The following is an 18,527-nucleotide window of genomic DNA, read 5'->3' as shown; positions in this document are numbered from 1 at the left end:
CCGCTGGAGCCTGCCCATGTCCGCAAGCGCTTCACGCACGTCCCCCGCCCCCCGCCCGTCCAGACGCGCCGTCCTCGCCGGTACGGGGGCCGGGGTGCTCGCCGCCGGCGTGCTGCCGTCCGGTGCGGCGCGGGCCGACGGTGTCCAGGCCGGGCCGCAGCTCGGTGAGTACGACGTGGTCGTGGTCGGTTCCGGGGCCGCCGGGATGACGGCCGCGCTCACCGCCGCGAAGCGCGGGCTGAGCGTGCTGGTGGTCGAGAAGGCCCCCACCTTCGGCGGTTCGGCCGCACGCTCCGGAGCCGGTATATGGCTGCCGAACAATTCGGTGATCCTGGCCGCGGGGGTGCCGGACACCCCGCAGAAGGCGGCGACGTACCTCTCGGCCGTCGTGGGCCCCGAGGTGCCGGCCGACCGCCAGGCCGCCTTCCTCGCCAACGGGCCCCGGATGCTGGACTTCGTGATGGCCAACATCCCGCTGAGGTTCCGTTTCATGGAGGGGTACAGCGACTACTACCCGAACCTGCCGGGCGGGCTGCCGAACGGCCGGTCGATCGAGCCGGACCAGATCGACGGGAACATCCTCGGCGGCGAACTGGCCCGCCTGAACCCGGCGTACATGCCGGTGCCGGCCGGGATGGTGGTCTTCAGCCAGGACTACAAGTGGCTGAACCTCGCGGCGGTGAGCGCCAGGGGCCTGGCCGTGTCCACCGAGTGCCTGGCGCGCGGCACGAAGGCGGCGCTGCGCGGCGAGAAGCCGCTGACGATGGGCCAGGCACTGGCGGCCGGGCTGCGGGCGGGACTGCAGCGGGCCGGGGTGCCGCTGTGGCTGAACAGTCCGCTGGTGGACCTGGTCCAGGAGGGCGGCGCGGTCACCGGGGTGGTGGTCGACAAGGAGGGTGTGCGGGGTGTCGTTCGGGCCCGCAAGGGGGTGATCGTCGGTTCGGGCGGCTTCGAGCACAACGCGGCGATGCGGGCGCAGTACCAGCAGCAGCCGATCGGCACGCAGTGGTCGGTCGGCGCGAAGGAGAACACGGGCGACGGCATCCTGGCGGGCCGGCGGGCCGGGGCTGCGCTGGCGCTGATGGAGGACGCCTGGTGGGGGCCGTCGATCCCGCTGCCCGGGGAGCCGTACTTCTGCCTGGCCGAACGCACCCTGCCGGGCGGGCTGATCGTGAACGCGAACGGCACGCGGTTCGTCAACGAGGCGGCGCCGTACAGCGACGTGGTGCACGTGATGTACGAGAAGGACCGGGGCGCGGTCGGTTCGCACATTCCGGCGTGGCTGATCGTGGATCAGAACTACCGCAACAAGTACCTGTTCAAGGACATCCTGCCGACGCTGCCCTTCCCGGACTCGTGGTACCAGGCGGGGGCGGCGAAGAAGGCGTGGACGTGGGACGCGCTGGCGGGCCAGATCGGCGTACCGGCGGGTGCGCTGCGGGCGACGCTGGGCCGGTTCAACGCGCAGGCGTGGAGCGGTACCGACTCCGACTTCCACCGGGGCGACACCGCGTACGACCACTACTACACGGACCCGAACGTGCTGCCGAACTCGTGCCTGGCGCCCGTCTGGGTGCCGCCGTTCTACGCGTTCAAGATCGTGCCGGGGGATCTCGGTACGAAGGGCGGCATCGTCACGGACGCGCGGGCCCGGGCGCTGCGGGCGGACGGATCGGTGATCCGCGGCCTGTACGCGGCGGGCAACGCCAGCGCCGCGGTGATGGGCCACAGCTACGCGGGGGCCGGGTCGACCATCGGCCCCGCGATGACGTTCGGCCATGTGGCGGCCAACGACATCGCGGACGCGTGAGGTGATCGGGCTCGGGCCGGGCCGCGCCCGGCCCGGGGGTCAGCCCTGCTGGAAGAGCTCGGCGGGGAGCGGCTTCAGGAGGGCGTAGAGGTCGTCGGTGATCGGGCGGTCCCAGCTGGCGATGGTGACCAGCACGTTGTCGCTGCGGTCGAACTGCACGCAGGAGATGCGGGACTCCGACAGCTTGATCTTCCGGACGATGAGGAGGTTGTCGCCCTGCATGACGGGGCAGTCCTCGACGCCGGTGACCTCGACGTCCTCGTCGTTCTCCAGGGCGTCGAGGAGCTGGGCCACCTCGAAGGGGACCTGGCCGTCGGTGAGGTCCCGGGCCGGGGACCCCTCGGGGAGGTTTCCGATGATCATCGCGGGTCCGCGTCCGCCGAACAGGTCGTAGCGGAGGAAGACCCCCTGGCAGCTGCCGTCGGGCGCGGGCAGCAGCCCGGCCCCGAGATTGCCCGGCCAGTCCCCCGGGTCCATGGCCAGGACATCGAAGTCCGGGCCGGCGGGTGTGGCGGCGCGGTGGCGGCGGAGGAAGGACATGCCGCCATGGTACGTGGCCGCGCGGGTTTTCCGGCCCGGGGGTCCGCATCCGGGAACGTGCCCGGGCCGGTCCGGCCACCGGGGTCGTCAGACCGGTGGGACCAGGGTGAACCAGTGCGTGAGCAGGCCGGTGTCGCCCTTGACGTGCAGGGCGGTCGGCGGAACGCGGCCCCAGAGGAACAGGGCGAGGTCGGAGGCCGTGCCCGCGGCCTCGACGTCCGCCGGCGAGGTGAGACCGGGCACGGTCCGCACGTCGTCACCCGAGAAGACGACGGTCCAGGATTGCGGACCGTCGGTACGCCGGAAGCGGTACGTCTCCCCCGTGCCCGGTGGTGCCTGCCGCCAGCCGCGGCGCGCCGGGGCCATCACCTCGATCGTCTGGGTCACGGCGTCCGCGGCGACGTCCGGGTCGAGGGGGCCGGGGGTCGCGGTCGCGGATTCGGCGTCCCACCGGTGGACGGCCAGCTCGATGAGCTGCATCCGCAGCCAGAAACCCGAGGTCTGTTCGTCCGACCAGGTCCACACGGGGGTGTCCGGTCCCAGCTCGTGCAGGAGCTCCGTCAGCTCCCGCGCGCCCCGGGCGAACCAGTCGGTCAGCGCGTCCGGGTCGTCGGGGGTCTCGGGGGCCGTGAGGCCGGAGGGGTCCGGCGGGGTCGTGAGCCGTTCGCGCAGGAGGTGGACCAGGTAGCGGTGGACCCCGCCGAGGTGGCGGACGAGGTCGGTCACCGTCCAGTCGGGGCACGAGGGAACCGGCGGCACGGGATCACCCCGGTCGTAGGCGCGGCGGACCGCTTTCTCGAAGGCCGCCGCCTCGGCCCGGAGCAGGGGGACTCTGTCGATGTGATCCATGGGGTGCGTCCTGCCCGCCGGGCGGCGGCTCCGATCACGTTGAGCTACGGGCGAACGCCTCCAGCGCGGCGCGCAGCCCGGACCGGTCGGTGCCGAGCTTGCGGCAGGCCGCGGACAACACCCAGTCCGGGGTCGTCGGCTCGGGCTCCTTCTCGGACCGTACGGCCAGGTCGGCGGCCCGGATCTCCTCCTCGGTGACCCAGTCCGCCCGGGGCGGCGCGGCGGGCAGGGCGCCGCCCATGCCCGTGAGGATCTCGGTCGCCTCCTCCACCAGCCCGTCGGCGCCGCACTCCCGGGCCGTGACCACGGCCGCCGTCAGCAGGTCCGCGTCGCGCAGTCCGTAGCCGAGGGCGGCCAGTGCGCGGGCGAGTTCGTAGCCGGCGGGTGACGCCGAGAGCAGGGTGACCGCCTCCCGGAGGAGCTCGGTGCGGTCCTGTGGCGCGGCGACCTCGGCCGCCACCCTCAGGGCCTGGCCGATGGCGGAGGGGGCGCCGAAGGCCCTGGCCCGCCGGACGGCGTCGGCGGCGAGGGTGCGGGCCCGCTGCGGGTCGTCCGCGGCGACGGCGCGCGCGAGGTGCAGCTGCCACGGGCACCAGGCCGGGTTCTGGATCCCGCGCGGTGTCAGCCGCCGGTCCACGGCCTCCAGTTCGGCGACGGCCGCCCGCACCTCGCCGCGGGCGAGCAGCAGTTCGGCGTAGACGGTCTGCGAGTCGGGGAAGACCACGGCGGCCGGGAAGGGGGCGCCGAACTCGTGTTCCCGTGCGAGTTCCCAGGCTTCGTCGACGCGGCCCCGGGCGAGCAGTGTCGTGAGGAGGATCGCTATGGCGTACCAGTGCACGGGGGTGCGCCGGCCCACGCGTTCGGCGAGGCGCAGTCCGGACCGGGCCAGTTCCTCGGCCTCCACGAGTCGTCCGCGCCGGTAGCGGATGTAGGCGCGCAGGCTGTACGCGAAGGACAGGTGGGCGCCGCGCCAGCCCTGGCGCTCGAACTCGGCGGTGCCCGCCTCGAACAGCTCCTCGGCGCGGCCGGGCCGGTCGGCGTACATGTGGACCATGGCGGCCAGCACCGGGACCTCGAAGCCGCGGTCCTCGTGGGCCCAGCTGAAGGGGCGTTCCAGTACCCGGCCGGCGTGGTGCAGGACCACGTCGACCGGTTCGCCCCGCAGGCAGGCGTCCCAGGCGCGCAGTGCGATCACGTACCGCTCGGTGAGGTCGCGGCCGGTGAGGCGGTCGGCGAGGCGGGTGAGGCGCCGGGAGCGGGCCGGGGAGTCGGTCTCGGCGGCGTTGAAGGCGTCCCACATGAACTGTTCGGACTGCAGGCGCAGCCGTGCGCGTACGTCCGGGGTCCGGGCGATCTCGCGGGCGAGCGATTCGGAGGCCTCGGCGAGGCGGTCGCTGTGCGCGAGGACCTGGGCGAGCCGGATGACGATGCCCTGGCGCAGGGTCGGGTCGTCGAAGGGCTCTGCGAGGGCCGCCCGCAGGTGGTTGACGGTGTTGGCGGGCTCGGTCAGGAGAGAGGCGCAGCCCAGTTCGTACAGTACGGCGGCTCGTTCGTCGAAGTCGGGTGGCTCGCGCAGGGCGCGGGCGAGCTGGCGGCGGGCGGCGTCGGGGGCTCCGGCGCGGAGGTTCTCCCCGGCGGCCTCGCGCAAGGTGCGCACGACCCAGGGGTCGTTCTCGGGGTGGGTCTCCAGCAGGTGGCGGGCGGCCGCGGAGGAGCCGAGGCCGGCGTCGACGACGGCCGCCGCGGCCTTCCCGTGCAGGGCGACGCGCAGAGCGTCGGGGATGGCCCGGTAGATGGCGGTGGCGATGAGGGGGTGGACGAACTCCAGCCCGGTCTCGGGTTCGTGGTCGGAGGTGGTCCCGGCGGCCGACAGGATGCGGGCGTCCCGCAGGCGTGTGGTGGCGCCCGCGGCCTCCTCGGTGCCGAGGGCGGCGCCCGGGCGGCGATGTCCTGCGGGATGGCGGTGCCGAGCACGGCGCAGGCCCAGGCGAAGCGGACGGTGGAGGGGCCGAGGCGTTCGAGGCGGGCGACGAGGCCGCTGCCGCGCTGGGCGGCGGCGAGGTCGGCGAGCTGCGGGGCGTTCTCCTCGACGGGCCGCAGTCCCCTGCCGCGGACCTTGGCGGTGAGTTCGACGGCTTCGAAGGGGTTGCCGGTGGTGACGGCCCAGGCCTCCTTGCAGAACGCGTCGTCGGCGTGGTCGCCGAGGGCCTCGCGGACCAGGGCGGCGACGGCGGCCGGGGTGAGCGGGGCGAGGGGCAGCGGGGCCTGTCCCGCGCGGCCGGGCAGCGTACGGAAGGCGTCGGCGTGCGCGGGCAGTTCGTCGGGCCGGTAGGCGACGACGAGGAGCAGCGGGAGGTGTTCGGCGCGCGGGGCGAAGGCGGCGAGCCAGCTCAGGGACTCGGGATCGGCCCAGTGCGCGTCGTCGAGGACGAGGGTGACGGGGGCGCGTTTGACGACGAGGTGGGTGAGGACCCAGTCGAGGCCGTCGCGCAGGCCCTGCGGGTCGGGCGGCGGGCCCTGTTCGGGGGCGCACAGTCCGAGGGCGGGGCCGACGATGGAGTACCAGCCCCCGAGGGCGGCGCGCAGTTCCTGCTCGGAGGTGCCGGCCAGCTGGGGCTGGATGAGCTGGCGGGCGACGTGGAAGGGCTGGCTCTGTTCCTGTTCGCCGCCGCGTGCGGCGAGGACGGTGCAGGAGCGGGCGTGGGCGCGGCGGCGCAGTTCGGCGAGCAGGGTGGTCTTGCCGAGGCCGGCGGGCCCGGAGAAGGCCAGCAGCGCGCCGCCGGCGTCCGGCCCGGGACCGGTGAGCTGGTCCAGGGCCTCGTCGACGATCGCGAGTTCGGCATCGCGTTCGACCATGGTGCGCCGTATGCGCGTCCGGTGGTCCGTCATGGCTGGTACCCCCCCAGGCCTGTTCTGGGAGATCAGCGTACGCCCGCGCACATGGCGGGGTGTCCCACTGTCGGAAAGAATCCGATCTTCTTTTCCGACGGGGTTCCGAGAAGGATCCGAGGGCGATCAGTCCTGCCCGGAACGTGTCGCGAGGGCTTCGAGAACGGCCACGGCCTCGGCGGCGCGGTCGGCCGCCACGAAGAGGTGGTCGTGGTGGTATCCGGCGATGACGTTGCAGCTCAGGCCGTGGGAGCCCAGTTCGGCGGCGAAGGCCGCGGTGAGGCCGACGGCGTCGAGCGCGGAGTGGATCCGCAGGGTGATCCACCCGGCGGTGTAGTCGTAGGCGAGACCGGCGGCGTCGGCCTCCTCCTGGCGCAGGACGAGGGTGAGGCCCTCGGGTTCCAGGACGGTGGCGACGGGTGCCGTCCCGGCGGGCACGGCGCCCCCGGGGACGGTGCAGAACACGTACACGCCGTCGTTCAGTTCGGGCCGCATCCCGCTCAGCAGTTTCCGCAGGTCGCTCTCTCCGCTCATGCGGCAACCCTACCGATCGCGCCGGCTCCCGCGGCCGGCCCCGCCCCGGCGGGGCGGGGCGGGGCGTGGCGTGGCGGGCGGTCAGGTGAGGTCGAACTCCCCGCCCCGGGCGTTCAGCACGAACTTGTGCCACTCGTCCGGCGAGAAGATCAGGGAGGGGCTCTCGGGGCGCTCGCTGTTGCGCATCGCGATGAAGCCCTCGACGAAGGCGATCTGGACGTCACCCGCTCCCCGGCTGCTCGACTGCCAGTCCGCCTCGGTGAGATCGAGGTCCGGCTTCCCCCAGCCAGCGAGGGGCTGTGAAGTCATGCTCTCGGCCACGTGCGTGCTCCTCCCGGTACGTCGTCCGGGGGCCAGGTTAACCATCGCGGCGGGTGCCGCACAGGCCACGGTGAGTCACTCGTGACCGGTGCGGCACCCGGGCGGGACGGGCGGCCGCGTTCAGGTGGTGGGTTCCTGCGCCCCCACCAGCCACATGGCGAAGAACTGCGCGCCGCCGCCGTAGGCGTGCCCCAGTGCCCGGCGGGCTCCCGGGACCTGGTGTTCCCCGGCCCGGCCGCGCACTTGGAGGGCCGCCTCGGCGAAGCGGATCATGCCGGACGCGCCGATCGGGTTGGTGGACAGCACACCGCCGGACGGGTTGACCGGGAGGTCCCCGTCGATCTCGGTGACCCCGGCCTCGGTGAGCTTCCAGCCCTCGCCCTCCTCGGCGAAGCCCAGGTTCTCCAGCCACATCGGCTCGTACCAGGAGAACGGCACGTACATCTCGACGGCGTCGATCTCCCGGCGCGGGTCGGTGATACCGGCCTGCCGGTAGACGTCGGCGGCGCAGTCCTTGCCCGCCTGCGGGGAGACGAAGTCCTTGCCGGCGAAGAGGGTGGGTTCGCTGCGCATCGCGCCGCCGTGCACCCAGGCGGGCGGCTTCGGCGAACGGGCCGCGCCCGCACGGTCGGTGAGGACCATCGCGCACGCGCCGTCGGAGGACGGGCAGGTCTCGGAGTAGCGGATCGGGTCCCACAGCATCGGCGAGGCCTGGACCTTCTCCAGGGTGATGTCGTGCTCGTGCAGGTGCGCGTACGGGTTCTTCAGCGCGTTGCGCCGGTCCTTGTACGCCACCAGCGAGCCGACCCCGTCGGGCGCGCCGGTGCGCCGCATGTACGCGCGCACGTGCGGGGCGAAGAAGCCGCCGGCGCCTGCGAGCAGGGGCTGCTGGAAGGGGACGGGCAGGGAGAGCCCCCACATGGCGTTCGATTCGGACTGTTTCTCGAAGGCGAGAGTGAGGACGGTGCGGTGGACGCGGGCGGCGACGAGGTTGGCGGCGACGAGCGCGGTGGACCCGCCGACCGAGCCGGCCGTGTGCACGCGCAGCATCGGCTTGCCGACGGCGCCGAGCGCGTCGGCCAGGTACAGCTCCGGCATCATCACCCCCTCGAAGAAGTCGGGGGCCTTGCCGATGACGACCGCGTCGATGTCGGCCCAGGTCAGTTCGGCGTCGGCGAGGGCGCGCGTGGCGGCCTCGCGGACGAGTCCGGCGATGGACACGTCGTGGCGGGCGGCGACGTGCTTGGTCTGGCCGATGCCGACGACGGCCACGGGCTCTTTACTCACCTTGTGTCCCCTTCCAGGACGGCGACCAGGTTCTGCTGGAGGCAGGGGCCGGAGGTGGCGTGGGCCACGGCCCGGTCGGATGCGCCGCGGTGGATGCGGGCGGCCGCCTCCCCGATGCGGATCAGGCCGGCAGCCATCATCGGGTTGGCGGCGAGCGCCCCGCCGGAGGGGTTGACGGCGACGGTGTCGCCGAGCCCGAGGGCCTTGCGGAGCACCACCTCCTGGGAGGAGAACGGGGCGTGCAGTTCCGCCGTGTCCACGGGGGCGTCGAAGAGCCCGGCCCGCTGCGCCGCGATCCGGGTGGACGGGGAGTCGGTGAGGTCGCGCAGGCCCAGGCCGTGCGCCTCGATGCGGTGGTCGATGCCGGTGATCCAGGCGGGGCGGTCGCACAGCTGCCGCGCGAGGTCGCCGGCGGCCAGGACCACCGCGGCCACGCCGTCGCCGACGGGCGGGCAGTCCCCGGTGCGCAGCGGCCGGACCTGGTAGTCGCCCTGCGGGACGGCGCCGCGCAGCTGGGCGTGCGGGTTGGCCCCGGCGTCGGCCCGGCTGCGCGCCGCGATGGCGGCCAGGGCGGGCTCGTCGGTCTCGCCCGCGTCGACGAGGGCCTGGGCCTGGAGGGCGGCGAGGGCCACCGAGTCGGGCCACAGCGGGGCGAGGTAGTACGGGTCGAGCTGGCGGGTGAGGACGTCGCGCACGGATCCGGGCGAGGACTTCCCGTACGAGTAGACGAGCGCGGTGTCCGCCTCGCCGGTCTGGATCTTGACCCAGGCCTCGTAGAGGGCCCAGGCGCCGTCCATCTCGACGTGGGACTCGGATATCGGTGGCCAGGCGCCGACCCCGTCGAGGGTCATGGTGAAGGAGAAGGCGCGGCCCGCCAGGTAGTCGCTGGACCCGGAGCAGGTGAAGCCGATCTCGCCGGCCTTCAGTCCGGTGGCGGCCAGCACCTGGTGGAGGACCGGCATGACCATCTCGACTTCGCTGAGCTCGTCGGTGCGGCGCAGGTGGTCGCTCTGCGCGAAGGCGACGACGGCCACGTCGCGTGCGTACCTGCTCGTCCTGGGCCCGGTCATCAGATGAGCTCCTTGTACGCGTCGTAGTCCGCGTCCGGCTCGCCGGTGGGGCGGTAGTGGTCGGGGTAGCGGCCGCCTTCGGTCCAGACGGGCTCGACGCGCAGGCCCATGCGGACCTGGTCGTAGGGGATGCCGCCGATCCGGCCGTGGAGGGCGAGGCCGGCGCCGTCGAGGGCTATGTGGGCGTAGACGTAGGGGACTTCGATGTCGAGGTTCTTCGCCTTGATGTTGACGATGCAGAAGGTGGTGACGGTGCCGGCCGGGCCGACCTCGACCTGGTCGGTGGTGGCGACCCCACAGGTGGGGCAGGCGCCGCGCGGCGGGACGTACACCTTGTGGCAGGAGGGGCAGCGCTCGCCGACGGTCCGCTGCTCGGAGAGGGCGTTGATGTAGGCGGTCTGGGCGCGGCCGGGGCTGTAGACGTAGTCCAGGCGGGCCTCGGCGACGATGCCGGTGACGGGGTCCTGGAAGACGCCGTCGTGCGGGGCGGGCCCGGCTTTGGGGGCGGGGCCGTCGTACGGCTCGAAGCAGGCGATGTCGGTGATGGCTCCGGTGCGTTCGGCGGCCCAGCGGACGCGTACGCGCATACCGGTGCGCACGGCGTCGGGGCCGGGGGCGTCGAGGGCGTGCAGGAGCGCGGTGTCGGCGCCGTCGAGCTTGACCAGGACCCAGGCGAAGGGGGTGCCCAGGGGCTGCTGGGGGCGGGGCCGGTCGTTCCAGGCCCAGGTGGTGACGGTGCCGGTGGCGGCGACCTCGACGAGTTCGCGGATCTCTTCGGAGGTGACGGGGTCGTACTCGACGGGCGGGACCGCCACCCGGCCGTCCGAGGTCTTCACGCCGAGCACGACGCCGTCGCGCAGGCCGGTGAGGAAGGCGCTCTGGACGGGCCCGAGGGACCGGGTGAAGGGGAACTCGACGACGAGAGGCGCGCGGAGCACCTCCGGTGGGGAGGCAGCTGTCATGGTGGCTCTCCGATGCGGTTGATTCCGGGTGCGGGCGGGATCCGGCGGCGCGGCCGGAGGCTCCGGGGCGCCGGCTCCCGCCCTGCTGGTGAGACCTTTCGGCTTCGCCGGCGTTCGCGCCCCGGGGCGGGGCGGGCGGGGACCCGGCCCCGCCGGCGTTCGGCTTCCGGCTTCCTTCCGGCTTCCGGCTTCCGGCGCGGCTCCGGGGCCGCGTCCCGGCGGGCGGATCCGCCCGCCTGCGGGGCGCGACGCGGCAACGGGGGCGGCTACTCCCGGCGGTACACCGGCGGCCGCTTCTCCGCGAAGGCCCGCGCCCCCTCCTTCGCATCGGCCGTGTCGAAGACCGGCCATCCCCGCAGGAGTTCCGACGCCAGCCCCTCCCGCTCGGTCAGCCCGGCGGTCTCGTAGACCGACGCCTTGACCGCCTCGACCGCGAGCGGCCCGCAGGCGTTGATCCGCTCGGCGATCTCCAGGGCCGCGTCGAGCGCCGTCCCGTCCGGGACGACGCGTCCGACGAGCCCGATCCGTGCGGCCTCCTCGGCGGAGTACGGGCGTCCGGTCAGCAGCATCTCCAGGGCGTGCGTGCGCGGGATCTGCCGGGGCAGCCGCACGGTGGAGCCGCCGATCGGGAAGAGCCCGCGCTTGACCTCGAAGAGCCCGAAGGTGGCGCCCTCGGCCGCCACCCGGATGTCGGTGCCCTGGAGGATCTCGGTGCCGCCGGCCACGCAGTAGCCCTCCACCGCCGCGATCACCGGCTTGCGCGGCCGGTGGTGGCGGAGCATCGCCTTCCAGTGCAGGTCGGGGTCGGCCTTGAGGCGGTCCCGGTACTGGTCGCCCGCCATGCCCTTGCCGGCCAGGGCCTTGAGGTCCATGCCGGCGCAGAAGTCGCCGCCCGCGCCGGTCAGGACCACGGAGCGGATCTCGTGGTCGGCGTCCGCCTCCAGCCAGCCGTCGTACAGCCCCACCAGCAGCGGCAGCGAGAGCGCGTTCTTCGCCTCGGGCCTGTTCATGGTGAGCACCAGCGTGGCGCCGCGGCGTTCCACGGTCAGGTGTTCCGTCCCACCCATTGCCGTCCTCCCGTCTCAAGACCTAGAACAGGTTGCAGTAGGGGAGGGTGCAGTTCAATAGTTTTCTGACACTCAGTCAGATTTCTTGGGCGGCGCCCCTTCCCAGTTGCCGGCCACGGCGCTCTAATGACCGCCGAGCAGCCGGCCACGGGGCCAGTCATCGGGAACAACGGGGTCAGGAGGAACGGTGGAGTACAACCTTGCCGACCTGTTCGAGTCGGTCGTGGACGTGGTCCCGGACCGCGAGGCCCTCGTGTACGTGGACCACCCCGGTACGGGCGCCGAGCGCCGCCTCACGTACGCGGAGCTGGACACGGCGGCGAACCGGATCGCGCACCACCTGCTGGACAGCGGCCTGACGGCCGGTGAGCACCTGGGCCTGCACCTCTACAACGGGATCGAGTACCTCCAGACCGTCCTGGCCTGCCTGAAGGCCCGGCTGGTGCCGGTGAACGTCAACTACCGGTACGTGGAGGAGGAGTTGGTCTACCTCTACAACGACGCCGATCTCGCCGCGCTGGTCTTCGAGGGCGAGTTCACCGAGCGGGTGGCGGCCGCGCTGCCGAAGACGCCGAAGCTGCGTCACCTCATCCGGGTCGGCGAGGTGCCCGAGGGGGCTCCGGAGCCGTCGGTCGCGCCGGTGGCGTACGCGGACGCGGAGGCGGCCGGGTCGCCCGGGCGCGGGTTCCCGGCGCGCAGCGCCGACGACCTGTTCATCATCTACACCGGCGGGACCACGGGCATGCCCAAGGGCGTCATGTGGCGGGCCGAGGACCTCTTCTTCGCGGGACTCTTCGGCGGCGAGCCCTCGGGCGAGCCGGTGAAGCGGCCGGAGGAACTGGCGGAGCGGGTGGCGGCGCGCGGCGCGGGGCTCACCTTCTTCCCGGCTCCCCCGCTGATGCACGGGACGTCGACACTGACCTCGTTCATCGCCTTCAACTACGGCCAGCGGGTGGTCATCCACCGCAAGTACGCTCCCGAGGAGGTGCTGCGCACGATCGAGAAGGAGAAGGTGTCGAGCGTGTCGCTCGTCGGCGACGCGATGCTCCGGCCGCTCATCGACGCCCTGAACGGTCCGCTCCGGGGGACCGACCTGTCGTCGCTGTTCAGCGTCTCCTCCTCGGGCGCGATCATGTCCGAGACGGTGCGCGCCGAGTTCCAGAGGCTGGTGCCGAACGTCCTGCTCCTGAACAACTTCGGGTCCTCCGAGTCCGGGTCCAACGGCCGGGCCACGGACGACTCCGGCCCGGAGAAGGGCTTCCGCCTGGAGGTCAACGACCGTACGCAGGTGGTGGACCCGGTGACGCACGAGCCGGTGGCGGTCGGCGAGCCGGGGCGCCTCGCGCAGCGCGGCCACGTGCCGCTCGGCTATTACAACGACCCGGAGAAGACCGCCGACACCTTCTTCCAGAAGGGCGGGGAGCGCTGGGTGCTCCTCGGCGACATGGCGACCGTCGACGAACGGGGCATCGTCACGGTGCTCGGCCGCGGCTCGCAGTGCATCAACACGGGCGGCGAGAAGGTCTATCCGGAAGAGGTCGAGCAGGCGCTGAAGTCGCACCCCGACGTGTACGACGCCCTGGTGGCCGGGGTCCCGGACCCGACCTGGGGCAGTCACGTGGCGGCGGTGGTGCAGGTGAGGCCGGGAGCCGAGGCGCCGACCCTGGACGCGATCCAGAGCCACTGCCGCACCAGGCTGGCGGGTTACAAGATCCCGCGGCAGCTGGTCGTCACACCGGCCATACAGCGTTCCCCCAGCGGCAAGGCGGACTACCGCTGGGCGAAGGCGGTCGCGACCGAGGCGGACACCGGCACGGCGGGCTGAACCCGCGGGCGGGTCCGGATCGGCGGCGCGCACGGCGCGGCCTCGATCCGGACCCGCCCGTTCAGGCGCCGGTGGCCAGGAAGCGCTCGACGCGCCCGGCGAAGCGGGCGGGGTCGTCCAGCCACGGGAAGTGCGCTGCGGCGGGCTGGACGTCGAGCAGGCCGGCGGGCAGGGCCGCCGCGATCCGCTCCGCGAGCCCGGGGGGCGGGTTGCCGTCCAGTTCGCCCGCCAGCACGAGCACCTCCCCCGCGAGCCGGCGCAGGGCCGCGCGGATGGCGTGCGGGTCGCAGGCGCCCGGGCCGGTGAAGGCCGCGGCCGCCTTCTCGTTCTGCTCGTGCTCGCCCGCGGCGTAGTGGGCCCGGGCGGTCCCGTCCCAGCGCCCGTAGAAGAGGGGCGCCGCTCGGTCCCAGTCCTCGTCCGTGTCGGCGCCGCCCAGGATGCGCCCGTAGGCCTCCAGAGCCGTGTCGTACGGTTCGGTCCCCGCCCTGAGGCGGGCCGCCGCCAGCCTGTCCTGCGCGGTGCTCGCGAGGTCCAGCACCCAGGCGGTGGGGGTGACCAGGACGGTCCGGCCCAGCCGCTGCGGATGCGCGGCCGCGTACAGCAGGGCCAGGTTGCCGCCGGCCGAGTGGGCCAGGAGGTCCATGCGCTCCAGGCCCAGGTGGGCGCGGAGCGCCTCGACGTCGGCGACCTGGTGGTCCGCGCGGTACGTCGACTCGTCGGCGGGCACCGCGGAGTCGCCGGTGCCGCGCAGGTCGAGGAGGATCAGAGTGCGGCCGGCGGCCAGTCCCCCGAGGTCCCCCAGGTAGCGCGAGGCGCGCATGGCACCGCCGGGGAGGCAGACCAGCGGCGGCCCCTCCCCCAGGGTGCGGTAGGCGAGTTCGGTCCCGTCGTAGGCGGAGAAGGTCGGCATGGAGGCCATCAGATCAGACGATCACTCGTTCGAGTCATTGTTTTAACCTGCGGAGTCCTGGCAATCTACCGAATGATCGGTCGGCTTCTTGGGTCTACTCACGATGGGGTGACGACATGGCGGCGCAGGCGGGATTCCAGGACGACGGCGAGCGGCTGAGCCGCGACGAGCTGGCAGCCCTCCAGCTCACCCGGCTGCGGGCGACCCTGCACCGCGTGTACGAGCGGGTGCCGTTCTACCGGCAGGCCTTCGACAAGGCCGGTGTGCATCCGGACGACTGCCGCTCCCTGGCCGATCTCTCCCTGTTCCCCCTCACGACCAAGGCCGATCTGCGCGACCAGTACCCCTTCGGGATGTTCGCGGTGCCGCGTTCCGAGGTGCGCCGCATCCACGCCTCGAGCGGCACCACCGGCCGTCCGACCGTCGTCGGATACACCGATGGGGACCTCTCCACCTGGTCCGACGTCGTGGCCCGTTCGATACGGGCGGCCGGCGGCAGACCCGGCCAGATCGTCCACATCGCCTACGGCTACGGCCTGTTCACGGGCGGCCTGGGCGCGCACTACGGCGCCGAGCGCCTCGGCTGTACGGTCGTGCCCGCCTCGGGCGGGATGACGGACCGCCAGGTCCGGCTCATCGAGGACTTCAGGCCGGAGGTCATCATGGTGACGCCCTCCTACATGCTGACCCTGCTGGACGAGATGGAGCGCCAGGGCATCGACCCGCGCACCACCTCGCTGCGGACGGGGATATTCGGCGCGGAGCCGTGGACCGAGGAGATGCGCCGGGAGATCGAGGAGCGCCTCGACATGGACGCGGTGGACATCTACGGCCTGTCCGAGGTCATCGGTCCCGGCGTGGCGCAGGAGTGCGTCGAGACCAAGGACGGCCTGCACATCTGGGAGGACCACTTCTATCCCGAGGTGGTCGATCCCCTGACGGGCGCGGTGCTGCCGGAGGGCGAGCCGGGTGAGCTGGTGTTCACCTCGCTCACCAAGGAGGCCATGCCGGTCGTCCGCTACCGCACCCGGGACCTGACGCGGCTGCTTCCCGGCACGGCCCGGCCGGCCTTCCGACGGATGGAGAAGATCACGGGCCGCAGCGACGACATGATCATCCTGCGCGGGGTGAACCTGTACCCGACGCAGATCGAGGAGATCCTCCTGCGCACGCCGGGGCTGGCACCGCACTTCCAGCTGAGGCTGGCCCGGGAGGGCCGGATGGACACCCTGACGGTGCGGGTGGAGGCGCGACGGGAGTCGGACGCCGCCCTGCGGGAGGCAGCGGCGGCCGATGTGGTCCAGGCGGTCAAGGCGGGGATCGGCGTCTCCGTCCGGGTCGAGGTGGTCGACCCGGAGACCCTGGAGCGCTCGGTGGGCAAGATCAAGAGACTGGTCGACCTCCGGACCACGGACCGGCACCCGACGGGCTGACGACAGGGCGGCTGCGGCCCGTGCGCGGGACGGCCGGATCGTCACCGCGGTGAACGGTCACCACTGCACGGGCGGTCCGTGCCCGAACTGGCCCTCATCGGCACGGCGGCCACCCAGGGCGTCTACGCGCTGGAAACCATGCCCGCCATAATCCCGCCATGAACATGATTGCCGGGCGGGCGCTGTTGGCGTATGCGCTCATCGGAACCAGCCTGAGCGGATGCGCCCTCCTTCCCCCGTTCGAGACGTGCAAGGCAACAGAGGCGGCCGTGGCCGAGCTCGACCAGCTGCCCGCTCTGGAACTGCGTCCGAAGGGTGCCGTGTCCGTCGGCGGTCCGTGGGCCGGGGCCGACTGCGTCGACGACACCGCCGGCGCCTGGCTCTCCGCGACGCGGTTCTACGCCTACGGCGGGACCAGGAAGGAAGTGCTTGAGTTCTACGGCCGGGAGGCGCCGGCGGCGGGATGGCGCCCGGTGGACGACCTGGACACGGGACCGGACGGCCGCGTCGCCGTCTTCTGCTTCGAATCCGCCGACCGGCCGAGCATCACCCTCTCCTTCGACTCACCCGAGATGCTCCGCGAGATCTACGGCATGGAACCGCACCCCGCGTCCCTGCTCGGAGTCGAAGCCCGCACCTGGTTCTCGTGGTCCGCCGAAGCGGAACTCGACGGCTCGCCCATCAGCTGCTGGTAGACAGGCCTTCGGCTCTGGGGGACGTCCCGGACGAGGTCGCCCACGGCGTCCAGGGCCAGGGACCACGGGTACGGTTCCGCGCCGCCCCGGCCCGGCGGGTGCGGGCCCTCCGCCCCGGGCCACACGTCCGGGTCCGTCGGCCGCTTGTACCGGCTGCGGACCGGGCGCCCGGTGAGCGCCGCCAGGCCGTCGGGGTCAGCCCCAGGCACACGTCCCAGCCGCGCGCCTGAGCGTCCTCGATCACGCGGGCGGCGTCGAAGACCGGCGGGGCGGCCGAACCGAAGAGGTACAGCGTGCGTGTCATGGCCCCCGGTTGACCGGACGGGCGGGCGGCGGGTCAGCGCGGGCCGGGGCCTCGCGCGACCAGGCCCGCCTCGTAGGCGGCGATGGCCGCCTCCACCCGCTTGCGCGCGCCCAGCTTCCCGAGCACCGCGCTGACGTGTGCCTTCACGGTGCCCTCGACCAGGTGCAGGCGGCCGGCGATCTCCGCGTTGGACAGTCCTGACCCGAGCCCCGCCAGCACCTCGCGTTCCCGTTCCGTGAGCCGCTCCAGCGGCCTTTGGGGATGGGCCGCCCGGTGCGCGCGCAGTCCGGCGACGACCCGGCCGGCCACGCGCGGGGACAGATAGGCCCCCGCCGGCCCCCACCGCGTGCACCCCGCCCGGCAGTTCCCTCGGGTCGTCCGCCTTGAGCAGGAACCCGTCGGCGCCCTCCTCCAGGGCCCGGTTGATGTATTCGTCCTGGCCGAAGGTCGTCAGCATGACCACACCGACCGCCGGCAGCTCCTGGTGCAACCGCGCCACCGCCGACAGCCCGTACCGGGGCGGATTCCGCGTCACGGCCGTCCTGCCGCACCAGGCCCCGGCCCGGGCCGCCGGAAGCGACCGTACGGGAACGGACACGGCCACCGGGACCGGGGCCGGCACCGGCCCGGACAGCGGCACCGGCACCGGCACCGGCGCCGGCGCCGCCGCTCCCCTGGAGTCCGCCCGGCTGCTCGCCGATGTCCGGCGCGCCGCCCGCCGCCGCTCGGTGGCCGCCCCGGCGGCGCCCCTCGCCGCGGCCGCGGTCTTCGTACCAGCCGCCCTCTACCTGGCCTGGCAGCTGACAACGAGCGTGCAGCCGCCGTCCCGGTTCGGCGAGCTGGAGACCGGCCGGTCCCGCGCCGAACTCGCCCGTCTGCTGCCGCCCCGCCCGTACCCGCACCCACCGGACCGCGCCCGGGCCGCGCCGCGGCCGCCCGGTAGCGCCTGCGAGTTCTACCGCTCCGCCGGTGATCTGCTGGGCCAGGTCGACCCCTACCGGCTCTGCTGGGCCGGCGACACGCTGGTGGCCAAGGACACGGTGCCCGCGAGCCGGATGTGACGCCGACGCCGGGCCGGACGGTCGAAACCACCCCTTCGGGCTCAATTCGGTCCGGCTCACGGGAGCCGACGGGCCCGTCCGGGTAGTGCATGAGGCGTGACCTCGACCCTCCGGCGGCTCCACGACCGGCTCCAGGGCTCCTACGTCGGGCTGGCCTGGAGCCGTGGCCGGGAGATGGAGCTGATGCACCGGGCGATGGGCTTCGCGGCCCTCGGGTTCCTCACCCTGGTGCCGCTGCTGGTGGTCGTGGCGGCCGCGGCGCCCGGGAGCGGCTCCGGCTTCGGCCGCTGGCTCGGCCAGGCCCTCGGGGTGACGGCGTCCTCGCGGACCAGGATCGAGATGGTCTTCGGCGCGGCGGACCTGGCGCTGCAGCGGACCACGGCCTTCGGGCTGGCCGCCCTCGCCGTGTTCGGCCTGACCTTCGGCTCGGCCGTGCAGACCGGCTACGAGAAGGTGTGGGACCTGCCGACCGCCCGCTGGCACACCATGTGGCGGCACGTCGTCTGGCTCGCCCTGCTGGTCTGCTACCTCGCGCTGCTCGTGGTGATTCCCGCGCCGTCCGACGACGCGATCGGCACGGTCCTCGGCACGCTCGGCGACCTCTTCGGCACCTGTCTGTTCTTCGTGGGCTCGCAGCGCCTGCTGCTCGGCGGCCGGGTCCGCTGGCGGGCCCTGGTCCCGGGAGCGGTGGCCACCAGCATCGGGCTGCTCGGGCTGCGGATCTTCTCGCAGCTGGTGTTCTCGCCGCTCATCGCGTCGAACGCCGTGACCTACGGGCCCTTCGGGACACTGCTGGTCGTCCAGTCCTGGCTCGTCGGCGTCGGCTTCGTGGTCTACGGCGGCGCGCTCGTCGGCCGCCTCGTGCACGAGCACCTCACCCTGCGGCGCCTGCGGCGCAGCGGCCTCCTCCCCGAGGACGAAGCCCGTCACCCTCCGGGACCGGAGTGACGGCACCGGACCGGCGGGCCCG

At 73.4% G+C, this 18,527-nt stretch carries 16 protein-coding genes and 3 pseudogenes; 7 read left to right on the top strand and 12 right to left on the bottom strand.

Features of this window, described 5'->3' with window-relative positions:
- Positions 1-16 precede the first annotated feature (16 nt).
- On the top strand, positions 17-1,810 hold the full coding sequence (kstD, locus tag IG86_RS0106735; RefSeq protein ID WP_030895500.1) for a 3-oxosteroid 1-dehydrogenase: 1,794 nt from the start codon (positions 17-19) through the stop codon (positions 1,808-1,810).
- A 39-nt stretch (positions 1,811-1,849) separates the two neighbouring features.
- Here kstD and IG86_RS0106730 read toward each other — a convergent pair whose 3' ends face one another.
- The 9 genes from IG86_RS0106730 to IG86_RS0106690 form a co-directional block, all read right to left on the bottom strand.
- Positions 1,850-2,350 (bottom strand): hypothetical protein, encoded by a 501-nt coding sequence (locus IG86_RS0106730; protein WP_030030746.1) that lies wholly within the window; start codon positions 2,348-2,350, stop codon positions 1,850-1,852.
- A gap of 87 nt (positions 2,351-2,437) precedes the next feature.
- Entirely contained in the window at positions 2,438-3,199 is a 762-nt protein-coding gene (locus tag IG86_RS0106725; protein WP_030818331.1) for a maleylpyruvate isomerase family mycothiol-dependent enzyme, read from the bottom strand.
- A 1,506-nt stretch (positions 3,200-4,705) separates the two neighbouring features.
- Positions 4,706-6,055: an ATP-binding protein gene (locus IG86_RS45285; protein ID WP_338116725.1), complete on the bottom strand. Its 1,350-nt coding sequence runs from the start codon at positions 6,053-6,055 to the stop codon at positions 4,706-4,708.
- 159 nt (positions 6,056-6,214) lie between these two features.
- Positions 6,215-6,622 (bottom strand): ACT domain-containing protein, encoded by a 408-nt coding sequence (locus tag IG86_RS0106715; RefSeq protein WP_030818336.1) that lies wholly within the window; start codon positions 6,620-6,622, stop codon positions 6,215-6,217.
- Positions 6,623-6,703: 81 nt separating this feature from the next.
- Positions 6,704-6,931, bottom strand: coding sequence for a DUF397 domain-containing protein (locus IG86_RS0106710; protein WP_370466718.1), 228 nt, complete (start codon positions 6,929-6,931; stop codon positions 6,704-6,706).
- 132 nt (positions 6,932-7,063) lie between these two features.
- Positions 7,064-8,230, bottom strand: a complete 1,167-nt coding sequence (locus tag IG86_RS0106705; RefSeq protein WP_030818338.1) for a thiolase domain-containing protein — start codon at positions 8,228-8,230, stop codon at positions 7,064-7,066.
- Positions 8,227-9,300, bottom strand: coding sequence for a thiolase domain-containing protein (locus IG86_RS0106700; RefSeq protein WP_030895497.1), 1,074 nt, complete (start codon positions 9,298-9,300; stop codon positions 8,227-8,229). The genes IG86_RS0106705 and IG86_RS0106700 overlap by 4 nt, the downstream gene beginning before the upstream one ends.
- Positions 9,300-10,262, bottom strand: a complete 963-nt coding sequence (locus IG86_RS0106695; protein ID WP_030895495.1) for a Zn-ribbon domain-containing OB-fold protein — start codon at positions 10,260-10,262, stop codon at positions 9,300-9,302. Before IG86_RS0106695 ends, IG86_RS0106700 begins: the two co-directional genes overlap by 1 nt.
- A gap of 266 nt (positions 10,263-10,528) precedes the next feature.
- Positions 10,529-11,329, bottom strand: a complete 801-nt coding sequence (locus IG86_RS0106690) for a crotonase/enoyl-CoA hydratase family protein (protein WP_030818345.1) — start codon at positions 11,327-11,329, stop codon at positions 10,529-10,531.
- 187 nt (positions 11,330-11,516) lie between these two features.
- Here IG86_RS0106690 and IG86_RS0106685 point away from each other — a divergent pair, with 187 nt between their 5' ends.
- A complete protein-coding gene (locus IG86_RS0106685; protein ID WP_030818347.1) occupies positions 11,517-13,154 on the top strand; it encodes an acyl-CoA synthetase in 1,638 nt (545 codons plus the stop codon).
- 61 nt (positions 13,155-13,215) lie between these two features.
- Here IG86_RS0106685 and IG86_RS0106680 read toward each other — a convergent pair whose 3' ends face one another.
- The gene (locus tag IG86_RS0106680; RefSeq protein ID WP_030818349.1) at positions 13,216-14,064 is read right to left on the bottom strand and encodes an alpha/beta fold hydrolase; all 849 of its coding nucleotides are present in this window, start codon (positions 14,062-14,064) and stop codon (positions 13,216-13,218) included.
- A 116-nt stretch (positions 14,065-14,180) separates the two neighbouring features.
- On the opposite strand from IG86_RS0106680, the gene paaK reads away from it, so the two are divergent.
- The 3 genes and pseudogenes from paaK (at position 14,181) to IG86_RS42880 (ending at position 16,192) form a co-directional block, all read left to right on the top strand.
- Complete coding sequence (gene paaK, locus IG86_RS0106675) at positions 14,181-15,497, top strand: phenylacetate--CoA ligase PaaK (protein ID WP_030895492.1); 1,317 nt, start codon at positions 14,181-14,183, stop codon at positions 15,495-15,497.
- 7 nt (positions 15,498-15,504) lie between these two features.
- A pseudogene (locus IG86_RS44170) lies at positions 15,505-15,647 on the top strand (cytidine deaminase); the annotation flags it as partial.
- An 8-nt stretch (positions 15,648-15,655) separates the two neighbouring features.
- Complete coding sequence (locus IG86_RS42880) at positions 15,656-16,192, top strand: hypothetical protein (protein WP_157854773.1); 537 nt, start codon at positions 15,656-15,658, stop codon at positions 16,190-16,192.
- A 107-nt stretch (positions 16,193-16,299) separates the two neighbouring features.
- On the opposite strand, the pseudogene IG86_RS45475 reads toward IG86_RS42880, so the two are convergent.
- Both IG86_RS45475 and IG86_RS38425 read right to left on the bottom strand, forming a co-directional pair.
- A pseudogene (locus IG86_RS45475) lies at positions 16,300-16,496 on the bottom strand (flavoprotein); the annotation flags it as partial.
- Between the two features lie 33 nt (positions 16,497-16,529).
- A pseudogene (locus tag IG86_RS38425) lies at positions 16,530-17,148 on the bottom strand (LuxR C-terminal-related transcriptional regulator).
- Between the two features lie 76 nt (positions 17,149-17,224).
- Between IG86_RS38425 and IG86_RS45470 the strand changes: the two are divergent.
- Complete coding sequence (locus IG86_RS45470; protein ID WP_030895490.1) at positions 17,225-17,557, top strand: hypothetical protein; 333 nt, start codon at positions 17,225-17,227, stop codon at positions 17,555-17,557.
- Between the two features lie 96 nt (positions 17,558-17,653).
- The gene (locus tag IG86_RS0106655; RefSeq protein WP_030818355.1) at positions 17,654-18,505 is read left to right on the top strand and encodes a YhjD/YihY/BrkB family envelope integrity protein; all 852 of its coding nucleotides are present in this window, start codon (positions 17,654-17,656) and stop codon (positions 18,503-18,505) included.
- Positions 18,506-18,527: the final 22 nt, after the last annotated feature.

Source organism: Streptomyces virginiae (assembly GCF_000720455.1).
Classification (GTDB): domain Bacteria; phylum Actinomycetota; class Actinomycetes; order Streptomycetales; family Streptomycetaceae; genus Streptomyces; species Streptomyces virginiae.
Note: the sequence above shows the minus strand (reverse complement) of the source record. Positions and strands in the feature narration are given on the sequence as shown.